Genomic DNA, 19,133 nt, shown 5'->3' with positions numbered 1-19,133 from the left:
CCCACTGGTGATAGTTATCGTGCCGGTGCTTGGACCATCGCCGCCAAAACTATCGTCGTCTAATACTACAATGTTTACTGTATCGTCTTCATCTACACTTGCCGTATCGTCTACTGTTGTTGGTACACATGCAGAAACACTAGCATCTGTAGAACTACCAACACCTTGACCTAAACCACTATCTACTGCAGTAGGTATACCGCTTCCGTTTACACCTCCTGTAACTCTTCCGTTTGTATCTACATCTGAAGACATTATATTCTCAGTTCCTTCAACAGCATCTGGACAACCGTCGCCATCACTATCATTATCTAAATAATCTGGTGTATTATCTCCATCTGTATCTAGAGATGGAGTTGAAAAAGTTACCCCGTCAATTCCCATATATTCTCCTGCTGCACAAGTTGAAGGAGGTACTTGACTACCACCGCCTGTTTCAACTTCTATAATTATATTAGTTAATGTAGATAAAACATTTTCTAAATCTGTATCTGTAATCGCGCTTCCATCACTATTATTTACCCAAGAAGAGGCATCTAAGTCTATTTGAATTAATTGCCAACCTGCATTGTAAATGCCTGTTGCATCAAAAGTGTGTCTTACACTTAAAGTACTTCCCTGTAAAACAACTTGTTGTATATTTTGAGTACCATCTTGAGCTCCAGAGCCATCATAAGTTCCATTTATCCAATAATAAGACAATGAACCATTTAACAAATCTGCAGAAGAAAAAGAAGAGGCATCACCATTAAAATATGTTGGGCCACCAGCAGGATCTGTTACTAAAATATACTCACCGTCTGGTCCTGATGGAATTGATGAAAAATCACATCCTTGATTTGTTACGGCATCTGTAGAATGATTAACATCTCCCTGATTATCTCCATTTGAATTCGTTCCATATGTCCATGCCCCAGAAGCAGGTGCTGCTTCAAATTCTTCTGAAACTGAAGTTGAGGCACCTTCATCGGTATCTAAAATTCCATCATTATCATTATCTAAATCACACCCATCAGGAACACCATCTGAATCGATATCAGCTGAATCATCGAAACCGTTACAGATATCATTAGCATCTAAAATACCATCATTATCTTGGTCGCATTGGCCAAAACTATCATATTGTGAGTTATCTGCCGATGTTCCAACAGATTGCCCATTATTTACATCAACATCGTTTGGTACTCCTGTTGTACCATTAACTGTTCCTGTTAACATACCACTACCATCAACAGAGCCTACTAGAATATTATCGCCCCCTTCTAATGCATCGTAACATCCATCGTTATCGCTATCCGTATCAAATTGATCTGGAATTGTATCTCCATCGGTATCGCAAATTACATTTGGAGGGTATGAATTAGCAAAAGGAACATCCTGCCAACTACTTCCTCCATCTAAACTCCATTGCAATATAGTTCCTGACATTGCTCGACCGTCCTGGTTGGTTAATAAAACTTTAATGTAACTATTTGTTGATGAAGGAATAAAAATAGGTGTTGCTGTTCCATTCCCTACAGCTTGACCTACAAATCTGTAATCTGATGCATTTAAAGTTGGATTATTTGAACCATCATGAGCTACATAAAGCTGTTGAAGCGTGAAACGACTACCTAAAACCCTAAGTTGCGGTAAGGAACTTGGACCTGTTGTTGAAGGCACCTTAATTAATGCCTCTGTTATAATATAGTTTCCTGTAGGGTATGATGTACTAACAGATCTATAATCTGGATCTGAGGATTCATCATCTACACTTAAGCCTTGATCGAAACTTAAAACCGTACCCCCATCTGTAGAATTTACTTGAGTTGATAAATTTGTAACTACAAAATCATCATCAGGTGCATAATCTGGCTGTAAAACAACATTATTAAACCCTCCATAAGGTTCTGTTATTTCTACTCTCCAATCTGGCCCTACTGACCCTCCTGAAGCAGCAACCCAAGGATTTTCTGCAGTTTCACTGTAACTATATAGAGACCAATGTTTAACTGCAAAACCATTTGTTGTTAAACAAGATAAATTTTCTTCTGTATCTAAAATACCATCGTTGTCATCGTCTAAATCACATCCGTCTGGAACACCATCTGAATCATTATCGGCAGTATCATCAAAACCGTTACAAACATCATTAGCATCTAAAACACCATCATTATCTTGATCGCATTGCCCAAAACTATCGTATTGTGTGTTATCTGCCGATGTTCCAGCAGATTGCCCATTATTTACATCAACATCGTTTGGTACTCCTGTTGTACCATCAACTGTTCCTGTTAACATACCACTACCATCAACAGAGCCTACTGGTATGTTATCGCCTCCTTCTAATGCATCATAACAACCATCGTTATCGCTGTCTGCGTCTAAATAATCTTGTAAATTATCTCCATCTGTATCTCTAAAACACGATCCAATTCGAAAATTAGTATTTGCATTTCCGCTAGATGGCGACGCAGCTCCATAAGAGGTAATTGTTACTTCTACAACAATTCTATCTATAAAATTTGGGATATCAATAATAAGCCTATTATCGGCTGGGTCAATGTTTCCTGTTGGAGAAGTTGTTGAATTATTTCCATTTTGAAAAGCAGAGAATGTATTTAAAGAACGTTGGATATTTCCCCCCATTTCTCTTACATTATAATTTACAAGAGTAGCTCCGTTATAAAAACTAACTGTAATTGTTTCTCCTATGTCCGCTGCGTTATTTTGATCGAAATCTGTAAAGATTAAATATAAATCTTGATTGGCAGGAGAGACAGCTATATCCCATGTAGTATATTCGTTGAATGTGTTATATGTATTTGAAACCTCAAACGCATCAGAATCGGAAACCGCGTGTACATTGTTTATACTAAATGTATCTGTAAAAGTTGGTGTTACAGATACATTGTAACTTGAATCTGTAAATGTAGTTCCAGAAGGCGCCGTATCATCGACAGCTAATCCATATCGTAAACGGTCGCAATCTTTTTCATTTGTATCTAAAATACCATCGTTATCATCATCTAAGTCACATCCATCAGGAACACCGTCTGCATCGTTATCGGCAGAATCGTCAGAGCCATTACAAACATCGTTAGCATCTAAAACACCATCATTATCTTGGTCGCATTGGCCAAAACTGTCATATTGTGTGTTATCTGCCGATGTTCCAACAGATTGTCCGTTATTTACATCAACATCATTTGGTACTCCTGATGTACCATTAACTGTTCCTGTTAACATACCACTACCATCTACAGAGCCTACTGGTATGTTATCGCCTCCTTCTAATGCATCATAACAACCATCGTTATCACTATCTGTATCTAAATAATCAGGAATTGTATCTCCGTCTGTATCTGAAATAACGCAATATTGTAGTTCGTAAAATTGCATAGTTACATTTCCGGAGTTCCCATCTTCTTTACCAACAGTAATTACAATTTCTTCTACTGGCCCTTGTATTTGAACTTGAATTGCATTACCTGGAGCATTAGAACTTCCTGCTGTACTTATTGCACTTTGCCCATTTATTGTTAGGTTTGTTGTTCCAATATTTATATCAGATAAAACTGCCGGCGTGCTTCCTGAAGGGCCTGATGCAGAAAAATCTGCTCGGTCATCGTTGTCAAGTCCTCCAAATTTAAACTCGACATTATAAACAGGCTCTGAAAATGCATAAGTATAGACAGCTACATCTCCATTTGGGAAATCTGTATTTTCTGGTTGAGTATTTACATATGCTCCTGATATTCCTGTTGTTCCTGTTATACTTTGCACTCCAGAATTCCAATTAGCTCCTCCTTGAATCTCATAAGTTGCATCTACGCTAACAACATTTGAAGGGTAAAGTCCTGTTAAGCTTGCGGTGGCCGTACCTCCGTTTGTTCCGGTATCGGTATTTGAAAATGTTTGGTCTAAGTCTACAAACCCAGGAGAACAAAGCATTTCGTTTACATCTAAAATACCATCATTATCATCGTCTAAATCACATCCATCTGGAACACCATCAGAGTCATTATCGGCTGTATCATCATACCCAGGGCATATATCTGAAACATCTAAAACACCATCATTATCTGAATCTGTTGTACCATCTGTAACGGTAATGTTTACAGTTGCCGTATCACAAACATCTGGGTTTGGATCTGTATTACATACATTATAGATTACTGTAACTACAGATCCTGCCTCGGTTGCTAAAGGTGTATAAGCTAATTCACCTGTTAAATTATCTATAACAATTGTTCCTCCTGCTGTACCGCCAATTTGAGTAATTACTGTTGTACCTTCGTTGGTTAAATCGTTATTGGGTAAAAAATCATCATTATTTAATATGTTTATGCTTGTTGCTACATTTAATATAGCAACTACACTTTCATCTACAGCTGTTGGCATAAAAGGATTGGAATCTGACACATCTGGGTTTCCATCGTTATCATCATCTGTATCAACACTATCTTCAATTCCGTCTCCATCATTATCTGGTGTAACTGACAATGTGGCGCTGTTTTGAACACTGATACAAACATTATCTGGATGTGTTACTACTAATGTATAAACTTTACCATCTAAACCTGTTACATCTGATATATTTAATTCATCTGTATTTACGCCACTGTAAACACCTGCATTACTTAAACCTATACCATCTTCTTGCCATTGATAAATTAAAGCACTCGTTACATCGGTTTGACCCGAAGAATAATTGGGAGATCCTGAGGCAAATGTTTCAGTACTTGTAGCAGAGCTACTTGTTATGGTAAATGTTGTGCTATTACCCTGAAAAACAGATTGATTTTGTAAAGCAGTAGCGTCTACTACTGCTGTAGTTGCAATTTGAAAAGCGTCTCCTGGAGGGTTTGTTAATGTTGCTGGAGATGTATTGTAAGTATTTCCACTAACACCTGCGGCTGTTACTAAACCATTAGCATCAACATCTGCACTAGTTATTACTCCTCCATAGGTTCCGTCGCTATTACTATCTGTACCTGAAACCCCGTAGGCTTCATCTGCATCGTAACAACCATCGCCATCACTATCTATATCTAAATGATCTGGAGTTCCGTCATCATCTGTGTCTATTGAAGTAAAAGTAGCACCTGTAGCTACTAAAGTAAAATTATCGATTAAAACCCCTTCATGAGAACCAGAAGTAGGTGTTAATAAAATTCTGTCTATGTTAGAAGATGGCGTAAAAGTAAAAGTTGCTGAACTCCAACCTACAACATCGTAAAGACCAGCAGACCCCATTTTAGCTTGATAAATAAGCCCTGGGTTTCCGGTAGCTAAATCACCTTCTATATTTCCATCTTGATAAAGATCGGTTAAGTCAATATAATCAATATCGGAATAATTCGGTGTTCCATCACTATCATGGTCACCTTCCGTCGCTATATCGTCATTAATTGTATAAAACTCAATCTCAACTGGTGGAGTGTTATTTAAATTGTTATCAAAATCGTAAGCTGCTAAATCGAAAGAAAGCGTATACTGAACACCGGCTTGCAAAGGATTTGCTAGATTATGTATTAAAACTTCTCTAGTGTTTGCACTATCTTGATTGTAAGATGTATCATTGTTTCCATCGCCGGAATGAAAACCAACATAATAACTCCCATCTGATGCTGCAAAATCACTTCTAGTTGCGTTATCATATAAATCTCCGGTACCCCAAACGAGATCCCAATTATCCACAGCAATACCTACATTTCCAGTTCCTGGCCCTAAATAAGAGCCACCACGTTGATTTCCTATATTAGGATTATTACTTTCGAAACTAGGGTTTGCTAGATAATTTGTTACTGTTGCTGAATATCCTTCATCTGTATCTAATATACCATCATTGTCATCATCTAAATCTATAGAATCTGCTACATTATCACCATCGGTATCTTGAGCTAGCGATATTTGTGGCAAGAAAGCCAGCAAAATAAATAATAAAAAAATTCTGAAACTTGAAGTTAAAAAAAATCCCCTAAGGTTTGTTTCAAATCTTTTTAATTTGAATGCAGATAAAGTCTTAATTAGAGTAATTGTTTTATTCATATTGCCAATAATTAAATTGAAAGAAAAAATTATTATAAATGTAATATTTTACATCTAAAATAAATTTACTTATCTATTAAATTTTAAAAAAAACAGATTGTTTAAAAAATCTTATTGAATTAGAAACTATATTTTTTAATAAGTCACAAAAAAAAATTGAATTTTAAACATCAACAACAAAACTAAACAGAACTTAATTTTTTATTATTCCTTTACTTGTAGAAACTATTAAAGTGTAGTTGAACGACAAAAATGTATAGATAAGCGGTTTTTAACATTTATTTAACTCTACAACATCAATGTGTTTTTAGGCTAAATTATGTAGAATTGAAGATACAATATAAATACTATTGAATTATACGCATAAAAAAAGCCTCCTTAAATTAGGAGGCTTTTTTATGTATATAATTTATTTACTTTTTATCGGTAACTGGTGGTGTATTGAGTTTTTCACTCATTTCCATAGAGATAGCAGATCTATCAAATTTTAATTTACCAGCTAAGGTTTCAATTACACAAGAGTTATCTTTGTCGTTTAACTCTGCTATTTTACCATGTAAACCACTTTTAGTAATTATCTTATCGCCACGCTTTAATTCTGCAGCAAACTTTTTTTCTTTTTTTGCACGTTTCATTTGTGGAGCTATCATAAAAAAATAAACTACAACAAACATTAAAGCAAATGGTAATAAACTACTTAAACCTTCCATTATTAAATATTTAGTGTGCTGCCGGAGCGTTAGTTGTTTTATTTGGATCTGGCTTTACAAAAGCTGTTATTTTTACAGTTTCTTTACCTTTTTCTGTGTTTGCAGTTACTGTAATGGTTTTTGTTACCTTATTAGTACCACTACCATTAAACTTTACAGTAAATTTTCCTGCTTCGCCTGGAGCAAGAGGTTCTCTACTCCAATCTTGCGGTACTGTACAACCACAACTACTTTTAATATCTGTAATTACCAAAGGTGCATCTCCGGTATTAGTATAATTAAAAACAGTTTCAACAGGTGTTCTAGATTCTATTTCACCAAAATCGTGTTCTGTTTTTTCAAATTTAATTACTGGAAATTTTGATGCTACTGCATCTCTTTCTGCAGCTGCTGTAATATTGCTTTGATCAATTTTTTTTGTTGCATCGTCTTTACATGAAGTAAAAGCTAATGTTAACGCAGTTAAGCTTAATATGAGTTTTTTCATAATAAAATTTAAATTTATTGGATATTAAAGGGTAAAAGTAGTAATATTTTATTCTATTAAAAACTTTTTAAAGGTTCTTAACACATGTTATATTAAACCTCTTCCTACTTTGTTTAATTTGTTTTCAGCTTGATATTCTTTTACTAGCTTATCTAAAATACCGTTAATAAAAATACTACTTTTTGGTGTACTGTACTCCTTTGAGATTTCTAAATATTCGTTAATAGTAACTTTTACTGGAATTGATGGAAAGTTTAACAATTCGCAAATTGCCATTTGTAATAACACGTAATCTACATTTGCTATGCGGTCTGCATCCCAATTTTTTGTTTTACCTTCAATTTGTTTATTTAATGCCGTACGGTTTAAAAGTGTTTTTCTAAACAAATCTATAGCAAATTGTTTATCTTCAATATCTTTATATAATTTGGGCGTAAAATTTGTATTACTGCTGGCAGCTTTTACCTTTCTAAACAATTTTAATATTGCTGTATTTACAATTGGTAAATCGTCTAACCAAGTAATGTTTTTATCTTCAAGGTAATCGTAAAGTTTTTCGTTTGGTGCTACTATTTCTTTAAAAACATCTATAACAAAATCTTTATCTTCTTTGAAATCGGAAGTTCTGGTTTTCATGTAATCGTTATACAAATTACTAGAAGTTATTCCTTTAAAAATTACATCAACGTATTCGCTATCCAGTTCCCAATTATTAATCTTTCTGCCTTCAATAGCTTCTCTTAACTCTTCATTTTCACATAAAAGACTAAGTAATTGATTATTTACAAATTTTCGATTGGGATCTTTATCCTCTTTTGTTGCAAGATGTTTCTGTTGTTTTTTAACTAAATCGCTGGCGGCTCTTTTTTGAACTTCTATTAATAGCGAGAGTAATAAAAGATATAAATCTTGAATATGTTCTATGCTAAATAGCAAGAATTTTTGGTCTTTACTAAAATCATCACTTTCATTTCCTTTAAATGCATAAAGGCTTTGCATGACTTTTATTCTAATGTGTCTTCTATTAAGCATATTTACAAAGAACTTTTAAAAAATATTTTTTTTGAAAATTTTTACGCCGCAAAAATAATACTATAATTAATATAACAGTAGGATAAATATTAATTTATTATAACATTTTTTTTAAGCTATGTTTAACAATTGAATTACACCGTAAATCTAAATAATTATCATTAATAGGTTATATTTGCTCTTCTACTTTTAAAATTTCATGAAAGCATTACTGCATTTAAATAAATACTTTTATAAATACCATAACCATTTAATTATTGGTATAATTATTACCATTATTGCACGCTTATTTTTACTTTATACACCTCGTTATATAAAGGAAATATTTACAATAATTGAAACTTATTTTGCTGGCGATATTACTAAAACTGTTTTTAAAAACGAATTAATTGAAGCTATTCTATATATAATTGGGGCAGCCTTAATTGGAGCAATACTAACTTTTTTTATGCGCCAAACCATAATTAATGTATCGAGATATATTGAATATGATTTAAAAAATGAAATTTACAATCACTATCAAAAACTTTCTTTAAGCTTTTACAAACAAAATCGTACTGGCGATTTAATGAATCGTATTACCGAAGATGTTTCTAGAGTACGCATGTATGCTGGCCCTGCTATTATGTATAGTATTAACACCCTAACTTTAATAGTAATGGTTGTGTTTTATATGTATAATGCCTCTCCTAAACTTACATTATACACTTTATTTCCTTTGCCTGTTTTATCTATAATTATTTATAAATTAAGTAAAGAAATACATAATAGAAGTACTGTAGTACAGGAGTATTTATCCAAATTATCAACTTTTACACAAGAATCATTTAGTGGAATTTCTGTAATAAAAGCCTATGGCATAGAAACTCAAACCTCTAAAAACTTTAAAGATTTAGCATTAGAAAGTAAAGACAAACAAATAAGCTTAGCTAAAATGCAAGCTTGGTTTTTCCCTATGATGATTTTACTAATTGGCAGCAGTAATTTATTAGTAATTTACATTGGCGGCATGCAATATATTAATGGTGAAATTAAAAGTATTGGTACTATTGCAGAATTTTTAATGTATGTTAACTTACTTACTTGGCCAGTTGCAACTGTTGGCTGGGTAACTTCTATTGTACAGCAAGCTGAAGCTTCTCAAAAACGTATTAACGAGTTTTTAAACATAGAACCTGAAATAAAAAATCAATCGGAAACAGAAACCAAAATTGATGGTGATATCACTTTTAACAATGTATCGTTTACTTACAACGACACCAACATTCAGGCTATAAAAAATGTAAGTTTTACAGTTAAACAAGGAGAAACCCTATCTATTCTAGGAAAAACTGGTTCAGGAAAATCTACTATTTTAGACTTAATTGGTCGCCTATATGATGTAAATGAAGGTGAAATTACCATAAATAACAAAAAGCTAAACGAACTTAATTTATATAGTTTAAGAGACAATATTGGCTATGTTCCACAGGATGCTTTTTTATTTTCAGACAGTATAAAAAACAATATTAGTTTTGGAAAAATTGATGCTACCGAAAATGATGTTATTCAAGCAGCCAAAAATGCACATGTGCACAAAAACATAATTAAATTTAAAAACGGTTACAATACTGTATTAGGCGAGCGCGGTATTACACTTTCAGGGGGGCAAAAACAACGAGTCTCAATTGCAAGAGCAATAATTAAATCGCCTAAAATTTTGTTATTCGACGATTGTTTATCTGCTGTAGATACAGAGACTGAAGAAAAAATACTTAAAAATTTAAGTCAAATTTCAAAAGGCAAAACATCTATAATTGTAAGTCACAGAGTATCTTCAGCAAAAAATGCAGACAAAATTATTGTTTTAGATAATGGTAAAATAGTACAAGAAGGCACACACGAAAGCTTAATAAATGTAAATGGTTATTATAAAGATTTATATTTAAAACAGTTAAGCGAATCTCCTAAACCTTAACATTTTAATTCATTTTTTGTTGAATTTTACCCACAAAAATCGTGCTTTTGCAAAAGAAAATTTATAATTTGTTGGTTAATAAGAGTTTTTTTTAGATTTTTGGAATTACAAACAATTTAACAAACACAACTTATTTCAATCAAACCTTGAATGACATGATGGAGAAAGAGGAAATTTTTTCAAAAGTATTAAGAGCCGGAAGACGAACTTACTTTTTTGACGTTAGAGCTACAAAAGCAGACGATTATTACCTTACAATAACTGAAAGTAAAAAATTTACAAATGATGATGGGTCTTTCCATTACAAAAAACACAAAATTTATATTTACAAAGAAGACTTTGCCGAGTTTAAAGATATTTTGGCAGAAATGACTGATTTTATTATAAACGAAAAAGGTGATGAAGTTATTAGCGAAAGACACCAAAAAGATTTTAAAAAGGAATACGCTACCCCAAGGGTAACTGAAGCCGAATTAAAAGCTCCTGAAAGTTTTACAGATATTAATTTTGATGATATTTAATATAAAACACATTACAAACAAAAGCCATTAATTTTTTAATGGCTTTTTTAGTTATAAATTTCTCATTTTCATGAAAAACATTCTATTTATTACTCTTCTATTTTGCTCACTATTAAAAGCTCAAAATAATCTAGATTTATCATATTATTTAAACGAAAACATTCCTCTAGACAAAAACATCCCTACACCAGAAAGTATCATTGGGCATCCTGTTGGTAAATGGCATGTTACACACGATAAACTAGTACAATACATGTATGCTTTAGCTAAAGCTTCAGATAGAATTAGTATAGAAAATAGAGGATCCACTTTTGAAGACAGACCACTGTTGCTACTTACTATAACTTCTTCAGAAAATCATAAAAACCTAGAAAATATTCGTGAAAACCACATTAATGCAACAAATAATGATACAGAAAATAATTTCGACAGACCTGTAGTTGTTTATCAAGGGTTTTCAATTCACGGTAACGAAGCAAGTGGATCAAACGCCGCCTTGGTTGCTGCTTACTATTTGGCAGCTTCACAAGACGATTTAACTAAAAACATTCTTAAAAACACAGTTATTTTATTCGATCCTTGTTTTAACCCAGATGGTTTACAACGTTTTGCTTATTGGGCAAATACAAACAAAAGCATCAATTTAAATCCAGATCCTAACGATAGAGAATACGACGAGGTTTGGCCTGGTGGAAGAACCAACCACTACTGGTTTGATATGAACAGAGATTGGCTTCCTGTACAGTTACCAGAATCTAGAGCTAGAATTGCTACTTTTCATAAATGGTTGCCAAATATTTTAACCGATCATCATGAAATGGGTACAAATTCATCATTCTTTTTTCAACCAGGAATTCCATCAAGAACGCATCCGCTTACACCAAAATTAAATCAAGAATTAACTGCAAAAATTGGCAATTATCACGCCGAAGCTTTAGATAAAATTGGCTCTCTTTATTTTACAGAAGAAAGTTACGACGATTTTTATTATGGTAAAGGCTCAACCTTTCCGGACATTAATGGTGGTATTGGTATTTTGTTCGAACAAGCGAGTTCTAGAGGTCATATTCAAGAATCTGATAATGGTATTTTAACCTTTCCGTTTACTATTAGAAATCAATATACAACCGCTATATCTACTTTAAAAGCCGCTGTTGGCTTGCGCGAAGAGCTTTTAAAGTACCAACACAATTTCTTTAAAAACGCCAGAAACGAAGCCACTAAACAAAATGGTAAAGCTATTATTTTTGGTAACGAAAAAGATGCTGCATCAACCTATCACCTAGCCGAAATACTTAAACGTCAAAACATTAAATTTTACGACCTCAAAAACGATGTGACTTTAAGTAACAAAACCTACAAAAAAGGTTACAGCTTTGTAATTCCTAAAAACCAAAAAAACACACGACTAATAAATACCATGTTCGAAAAACGAACAACCTTTACAGATAGTTTGTTTTACGATATCTCTGCTTGGTCATTTCCGTTAGCCTTTAATTTAGATTATCAAGAAAACGTAAATGCTTCGCTTGGCAATAAAGAAGTAAAAGATTTAAAACCTAAATCTGGTCAAGTTACCGAAAAAAGTAATTACGCCTACTTAATGCAATGGCACGAATATTACACACCAAAAGCATTAAATAATATACTTAAAAAAGGGATTAGAGCGAAGGTTGCAAAAAAAGTATTTAGCCTAAACAACACAACTTACGATTACGGTACTATTTTAATTCCAGTACAAAATCAAAAATATAATAGCGACGAATTATACGAAATTTTAAAAACTGTATCTGAAGAAAGTCATATTACCATAAACGCTGCAAATACCGGATTAACCAGTGGTATAGACCTAGGAAGCAGAAGTTTTGAAACCGTTAAAAAACCTGAGATAGCTTTATTAGTAGGTGAAGGTATACGCTCTTACGATGCTGGTGAAATTTGGCATTTATTAGATACCAGATATAACATTATGGTTACAAAATTAAACACAAAAGATTTAACCAGAAAAAATCTTAACCGTTATAATACCATTATTTTCCCAAGCGGATCTTTAAATAAAAGTAATACTGAAAAAATTAAAACCTGGATTGAAAATGGTGGTACTTTAATTAGTTATTCTAATGCTTTAAAATGGGCTAATAGTAACGAATTAGCGAAGTTTGAATTTAAAAAACAAAAGCAAATTGCAAAAAATATAAGTTACGAGCAAAAAAGTAATTTTTCTGGAGCGCAACTTATTAAAGGTGCTATTTTTGAAGCTGAATTAGACCGATCGCACCCTATAAACTTTGGTATAAAAAATGATAAAATTGCACTTTTTAAAAGCACTAATATCTTTTTAAAAGCCGATAAAAACAGCTATAATAACCCAATTAAATACACTAAAAACCCGCTATTAAGTGGCTATATATCTAAACCTAATTTAGATAGTATTAGTGAAACCGTGCCGTTTCAAATTAAACGTTTAAAACAAGGTAAAATAGTTGCCTTTACAGATAACACTAATTTTAGAGCCTTTTGGTATGGCACCAATAAGTTGCTAATGAATGCTATTTTCTTTAGAGAAGAACTTTAAAATTTTAAGACACTACAGTTCCATTTTTCACCTTATTTTCTGGGTTTAAAAGTATTACATCTTTGGCATTAACAGCGCCTAAAACTAAACACTCGCTCATAAACTGAGCGATTTGTTTTTTTGGAAAATTAACAACTGCAACTATTTGTTTGTTTAGTAAATCATCCTTAGAATATAACGTTGTAATTTGAGCTGATGATTTTTTTATTCCTAAATCACCAAAATCAATTTTTAATTGGTATGCTGGGTTTCTTGCTTCAGGAAAATCCTTAACTTCAATAATAGTTCCTATGCGTAAATCTACTTTAGTAAAATCTTCAAAAGTTATCGTCTTATTCATTTTTTAAAAATACAAATAATCACGAAATTTGAATAAAATTTAAAAGAAATGGCTAATACACCTTCAAATATGCTTCCTTTAGGAACAAAAGCTCCCGATTTTAATTTACCAGACACTATATCAGAAAAGCAGATTTCGCTTAAAAAGTTAAAAGGTAAAAACGGTACAGTAATTATGTTTATTTGCAACCACTGCCCTTTTGTTATTCATGTAAATAAAACAGTTGTAAATTTAGCTAACGCTTACGCGGAAAAAGGTATAAGTTTTATTGCTATTTCTAGTAACGATGTTGTTAATTACCCACAAGACGCTCCAGATAAAATGAAACTTCATGCTAAAGCAAACAATTATCCATTTCCGTATTTGTATGATGAAAATCAAGAAGTAGCAAAAGCTTACGATGCGGCTTGTACACCAGATTTTTATTTATTTAACGCTGAATTACATTTAGTTTATAGAGGTCAATTTGACGATTCAAGACCAGGGAATAACTTACCAGTTACTGGAAAAGATTTAAAACATGCCATAGAATGTTTGCTAAATAACACAATAAACGAAACCACCCAAAAACCAAGTATAGGTTGTAATATTAAATGGAAAAAATAGCTATAATTTTAGTTGCCAAAAACCAACATTTTGCCATTCTCCAAATTTAAAACCAACTTCCTTTAACTCGGCTACTTGTTTAAATCCTAAATTTTCATGTAACTTAACACTACCTACATTTGGCACAGTTAAAACACCTAATACGGTATGAAATTGTTGTATTTTAAGCTGTTTTAATAGTTGTATATATAGTTTTGTACCAATTTGCTTACCATGTACGTTATGTTTAACATAAACCGTGGATTCCACAGTGTCATTATAAGCTGGTCGAGGTCTAAATTTACTACCATAAGCATAACCAAGAATTTGGTTATTTTCTTCAAAAACTAAAAATGGAAAATTATTATTTATACCTATTAGCTTCTCTTGAAAACTTTTAAATTCTGAAATCTCCAAATCGAAAGTAGCTGTGGAGTTTAATACGTAATAATTATAAATTTCAAGAATTTGGGATGTATCTTCAACTTTAAAAGGTCGTATCACTATTTACAAAATTAAATCCAGTTTTCACGTTTTAATAAATTCTCAATATGAGCATAATGATGGTTACCATGCCAAGCATATTTACCTACATTAAATGCCAAAGTATATTCTAAATTATCCTCTGGATGAATAAAAGATTTTTGTAAATCTGCCAAACTTAAGCCTTTTAATAAATATACCAATTTTACATGAATGGCTTTTAAATGATTTAAAGACATTTGTATAGGTGCTGTTTTTGAATCAAAAAGTTCAGCCCATCTATCTTCATAATAAGCCTTTATTAAAGGTTTATCCTCGGTTAATGCCCATTTAAATCGTAAATAACTATTATGATGGCTATCTGAAATATGATGTACAACCTGCCTAACCGTCCAGCCACCTGGCCTGTAAACCGTATCTAATTGATTGTCTGTTAATACTCCTACAAGTAACTCTAACTTATTTGGTAAGGTTTCTAATTCTAAAATCCAGCTATCAATTTCTACTTTTGTTATTTTTTCAGGGCCATTAAACTGCCCTATAGGATATTTTAATTTCTGTAAATCTTCCACAATTATTATTATTTTACTTTTTCCTTTAATAATTTTTTTGCTTCTAAAATAGCTTCGTCCAAACAATTAAAATGCTTTATTTTTTTCTTAAAAAAAAGTTTTTCAATGGTAGAATTTAATGTTCCTACATTGTTTGTGGAAACAACATAATAAGATTTTAATGAATAACTATATTTAAAAAACTTAAGCCAATCTGAGGCTATTACAGAATACGTATTTACTCTATTACTTATATAAATTATATCTGAGCCATCTGTTCCTAATAAATTCACTACATCATCAACCATTAATTCTGCATTTTGCCAATTAATTGTTTGTCCTTCATAAATTTCTCCAACAACAAAACCTTGAAATAAAAATAATTCACCAAAGGAATATTTGACCTCTTTTATGACCTCTTCATAATAACTAGAATCTCTTACATACTTCATCACACATAAATTTCATTTTTTCAATTTAAAGAAAATAATTAAATAAAAAGCACCTAATAATTACTATTAGGTGCTTTATCTATGTATTTATAATATTTCTACTTAACGTCCATAAGTTCTACATCAAAAACTAATGTTGCATTTGGTGGAATTACGCCTCCTGCACCTCTTGAACCATACCCAAGATGACTTGGTATTACTAATCTTGCCTTGTCTCCTACTTTTAAAAGTTGAATTCCTTCATCCCAACCTGAAATAACTTGCCCCATACCTAATGGAAAATCTATAGGGGAATTTCTTTTGTAAGACGAATCGAAAACAGTACCATCGGCTAATTGACCTTTATAATGTACAGATACAGTTTTGCCTTTTTCGGCTTTTTTTCCTGTACCTTCTTGTATAATTTGGTAACGTAAACCGCTATCTGTTTTACTAAAACCTGTAGCTAGCTTATCTAGCTCTGCTTCAGCTGCTTTCTTCTCTTCTTCAACACGCTTTTCTCTGGCTCCTTCAAAAGTTCTAAAAGCTTCAACGGCATTAAAAGCTTCTGCTTCTTCACCTACTTTTACTATTTCTAAAGTTTCAATTACATCACCTTGAGCAATGGCATCAACAACATCTTGACCTTCTACAACTTTTCCAAAAACGGTATGATTATTATCTAACCAAGGTGTTTCTACATGTGTAATAAAGAACTGGCTACCGTTTGTTCCTGGTCCTGCATTTGCCATAGATAGAACTCCAGGGCCGTCGTGTTTTAGATCTGGATGAAACTCATCATCGAACTGATATCCTGGATTACCAGATCCTGTACCTTGTGGGCAACCTCCTTGAATCATAAAATCTGGTATAACTCTATGAAATTTTAAACCATTGTAATATGGTGTGCCTTGTGGTTTTACCTTATTCTCTAAGTTTCCTTCTGCCAAAGCAACAAAGTTACCTACTGTTCCTGGTGTTTTTTTATATTCTAGGGCTACTAAAATTTCGCCTTTTGTAGTGTTGAATTTTGCGTATAAACCGTCTTTCATTTTTTATTTTTTTAGGCTGCAAAGATAATTTTTTTAGTTGTAAGACCGAAGCTTAAACAAATAAGTTTTAGGGATACATATATACAACTAACTTTAAATAAATAAGCTAAATTTTAATTTGCAACCTCACTTATAAATTTAATACGGTATAAACGCAACTCTTCATCATCATAATCTCCATCAAATTCATCTATAGCCATATTAATATTATCGGATTCTGATTCCATGAAATAATCATGAATTTCTTCTTGTTGATCTTCATCTAGTATCTCATCAATCCAATAATTAATATTTAGTTTTGTTCCAGAATATACAATGGCTTCCATTTGTTTAATAAATTCTTGCATGCTTAAACCTTTTGCTGAAGCAATATCATCTAAAGGCAGCTTTCTATCTATATTTTGGATGATATAAAGTTTATTTACAGAGTTTGATCCGGTTGATTTTACAACTAAATCATCTGGCCTAACAATATCGTTATCTTCTACATATTTAGCTATTAGCGCTACAAAATCTTTTCCATATTTCTTTGCTTTACCATCTCCAACACCATGAACATTTGCTAATTCAGTTAAACTTATAGGATACTTTAATGCCATATCTTCTAGAGATGGATCTTGAAAAATTACAAACGGGGGTACACCCAATCTTTTTGCATTCTTTTTTCTTAAGTCTTTAAGCATTCCCATTAATACCTCATCGGCTGCTGCACCAGAACTTTTTGAGTTTGTTATTATGGCATCGTCTTGAGTTTCGGTAAACTCATGATCTTCAGTCATCATAAATGTTACCGGGTTGCTTATAAATTCTTTACCTGCATCGGTTAATTTAATAACCCCATAAGTTTCAATATCTTTACGTAAATATCCAGATACAAGCACTTGCCTTAGTAAAGCCATCCAGTATTTTTTATCGTGGTTTTTACCAGCACCAAAAAAGGGTTGCTCGTTAGTTTTATGAGAATTTATTAAAGCGTTTTCGCTACCAACTAAAACGTTTACCAAATCTTTAGATTTGTATTTTTCGTTAGTGTTTTGAACAGTTTCTATAAGCAGTTTGGCTTCATCTTTAGCTTGATGCTGTTTTTTAGGATGGCGAACATTATCATCCATGTCTCCCCCTTCACCTGTTTCGTTATCAAACTCTTCTCCAAAATAATGAAGTATAAATTTTCTACGAGATACAGATGTTTCAGCAAAAGCTACCATTTCTTGTAATAAAGCTTGCCCTATTTCTTGTTCAGCAACTGGCTTTCCAGACATGAACTTTTCCAGCTTTTCAATATCTTTGTAAGAGTAAAATGCTAAACAGTGTCCTTCACCTCCATCGCGACCCGCTCTACCTGTTTCTTGGTAATAACTTTCAATACTTTTAGGTATATCATGATGAATTACAAAACGTACATCGGGCTTATCTATTCCCATACCAAAGGCAATGGTTGCAACAACAACATCTACATCTTCCATTAAGAATTTATCTTGGTGACTAGATCTTGTTTTGGCATCTAAACCTGCGTGATATGGCACAGCGTTAATACCATTTACTTGAAGTACTTGAGCTAACTCCTCTACTCGTTTACGACTTAAACAATAAACAATACCAGATTTACCTTCGTTTTGTTTTATAAAACGTATTATATCTGCATCTACTTGTTTTGTTTTTGGCCTTACTTCGTAATATAAATTAGGCCTATTAAAAGATGCTTTAAATGTATTTGCACCTGTTATACCTAAGTTTTTTATTATATCTTCTTGTACTTTAGGCGTAGCGGTAGCGGTTAAACCAATAATAGGTATATTGTCTCCTATTCTACCAATTATACTCCTTAAATTGCGATATTCTGGTCTAAAATCGTGTCCCCATTCACTAATACAGTGTGCTTCATCAATAGCTAAAAACGATATTTTTACAGTTCTTAAAAACTCTACATTTTCGTCTTTAGTTAAAGATTCTGGAGCAACATATAACAATTTAGTTACACCGTTAACGATATCTTCCTTAACACGTTTTACCTCGGTTTTGTTGAGAGACGAGTTTAAAACATGTGCAATACCTTCTTGATTTGATAGACCACGAATGGCATCTACCTGGTTTTTCATTAAAGCAATTAAAGGCGATACAACTATAGCCGTACCCTCTTGCATTAAAGCCGGCAACTGGTAACATAAAGATTTACCACCACCTGTTGGCATTATTACAAAAGTATGCTGCCCTGATAATATGCTTTTTACCACACTTTCTTGGAGACCTTTAAACGCACCAAAACCAAAATATTGTTTTAGTGATGCTTGTAAGTCAGTTTTGTCTACAGACATGAATTGTTAAAATTAATTTAATGTTTAATTACAAAATGTACTATAAAATTTAATAATACAT

13 protein-coding genes and 1 pseudogene are annotated in these 19,133 nt (G+C 32.5%); 4 read left to right on the top strand and 10 right to left on the bottom strand.

Annotated features, from left to right (window positions below):
- The 4 genes and pseudogenes from LG649_RS12885 to nusB all read right to left on the bottom strand — a co-directional run.
- Positions 1-5,904: pseudogene (locus tag LG649_RS12885) on the bottom strand (hypothetical protein); the annotation flags it as partial.
- Between the two features lie 542 nt (positions 5,905-6,446).
- Positions 6,447-6,743 (bottom strand): preprotein translocase subunit YajC, encoded by a 297-nt coding sequence (gene yajC / locus LG649_RS12880; protein ID WP_226544227.1) that lies wholly within the window; start codon positions 6,741-6,743, stop codon positions 6,447-6,449.
- A gap of 10 nt (positions 6,744-6,753) precedes the next feature.
- A complete protein-coding gene (locus LG649_RS12875; protein WP_226544226.1) occupies positions 6,754-7,230 on the bottom strand; it encodes a DUF1573 domain-containing protein in 477 nt (158 codons plus the stop codon).
- A gap of 87 nt (positions 7,231-7,317) precedes the next feature.
- The gene (gene nusB, locus LG649_RS12870) at positions 7,318-8,262 is read right to left on the bottom strand and encodes a transcription antitermination factor NusB (RefSeq protein WP_226544225.1); all 945 of its coding nucleotides are present in this window, start codon (positions 8,260-8,262) and stop codon (positions 7,318-7,320) included.
- A 199-nt stretch (positions 8,263-8,461) separates the two neighbouring features.
- On the opposite strand from nusB, the gene LG649_RS12865 reads away from it, so the two are divergent.
- The 3 genes from LG649_RS12865 to LG649_RS12855 all read left to right on the top strand — a co-directional run bounded on the left by LG649_RS12865 (position 8,462) and on the right by LG649_RS12855 (position 13,315).
- Entirely contained in the window at positions 8,462-10,219 is a 1,758-nt protein-coding gene (locus LG649_RS12865; protein ID WP_226544224.1) for an ABC transporter ATP-binding protein, read from the top strand.
- A gap of 155 nt (positions 10,220-10,374) precedes the next feature.
- On the top strand, positions 10,375-10,740 hold the full coding sequence (locus LG649_RS12860) for a PUR family DNA/RNA-binding protein (RefSeq protein WP_226544223.1): 366 nt from the start codon (positions 10,375-10,377) through the stop codon (positions 10,738-10,740).
- Positions 10,741-10,810: 70 nt separating this feature from the next.
- A complete protein-coding gene (locus tag LG649_RS12855) occupies positions 10,811-13,315 on the top strand; it encodes a M14 family metallopeptidase (RefSeq protein WP_226544222.1) in 2,505 nt (834 codons plus the stop codon).
- Positions 13,316-13,319: 4 nt separating this feature from the next.
- On the opposite strand, the gene LG649_RS12850 is transcribed toward LG649_RS12855, so the two are convergent.
- Positions 13,320-13,655 (bottom strand): tRNA-binding protein, encoded by a 336-nt coding sequence (locus LG649_RS12850; protein WP_226544221.1) that lies wholly within the window; start codon positions 13,653-13,655, stop codon positions 13,320-13,322.
- A 48-nt stretch (positions 13,656-13,703) separates the two neighbouring features.
- Between LG649_RS12850 and LG649_RS12845 the strand changes: the two genes are divergently transcribed.
- The gene (locus tag LG649_RS12845; RefSeq protein WP_226544220.1) at positions 13,704-14,261 is read left to right on the top strand and encodes a thioredoxin family protein; all 558 of its coding nucleotides are present in this window, start codon (positions 13,704-13,706) and stop codon (positions 14,259-14,261) included.
- Here the strand turns inward: LG649_RS12845 and LG649_RS12840 are convergent, their stop codons facing one another.
- The 5 genes from LG649_RS12840 to recQ all read right to left on the bottom strand — a co-directional run bounded on the left by LG649_RS12840 (position 14,262) and on the right by recQ (position 19,072).
- Positions 14,262-14,744: a GNAT family N-acetyltransferase gene (locus LG649_RS12840; protein WP_226544219.1), complete on the bottom strand. Its 483-nt coding sequence runs from the start codon at positions 14,742-14,744 to the stop codon at positions 14,262-14,264.
- Positions 14,745-14,755: 11 nt separating this feature from the next.
- Positions 14,756-15,295, bottom strand: coding sequence for a YfiT family bacillithiol transferase (locus LG649_RS12835; RefSeq protein ID WP_394371919.1), 540 nt, complete (start codon positions 15,293-15,295; stop codon positions 14,756-14,758).
- Positions 15,296-15,303: 8 nt separating this feature from the next.
- On the bottom strand, positions 15,304-15,726 hold the full coding sequence (locus LG649_RS12830) for a hypothetical protein (RefSeq protein WP_226544218.1): 423 nt from the start codon (positions 15,724-15,726) through the stop codon (positions 15,304-15,306).
- 98 nt (positions 15,727-15,824) lie between these two features.
- A complete protein-coding gene (locus LG649_RS12825; protein WP_226544217.1) occupies positions 15,825-16,757 on the bottom strand; it encodes a peptidylprolyl isomerase in 933 nt (310 codons plus the stop codon).
- Between the two features lie 113 nt (positions 16,758-16,870).
- Entirely contained in the window at positions 16,871-19,072 is a 2,202-nt protein-coding gene (gene recQ, locus LG649_RS12820) for a DNA helicase RecQ (RefSeq protein ID WP_226544216.1), read from the bottom strand.
- Positions 19,073-19,133 lie beyond the last annotated feature (61 nt).

It is taken from the genome of Neotamlana laminarinivorans (genome assembly GCF_020523925.1).
GTDB lineage: Bacteria > Bacteroidota > Bacteroidia > Flavobacteriales > Flavobacteriaceae > Neotamlana > Neotamlana laminarinivorans.
Note: the sequence above shows the minus strand (reverse complement) of the source record. Positions and strands in the feature narration are given on the sequence as shown.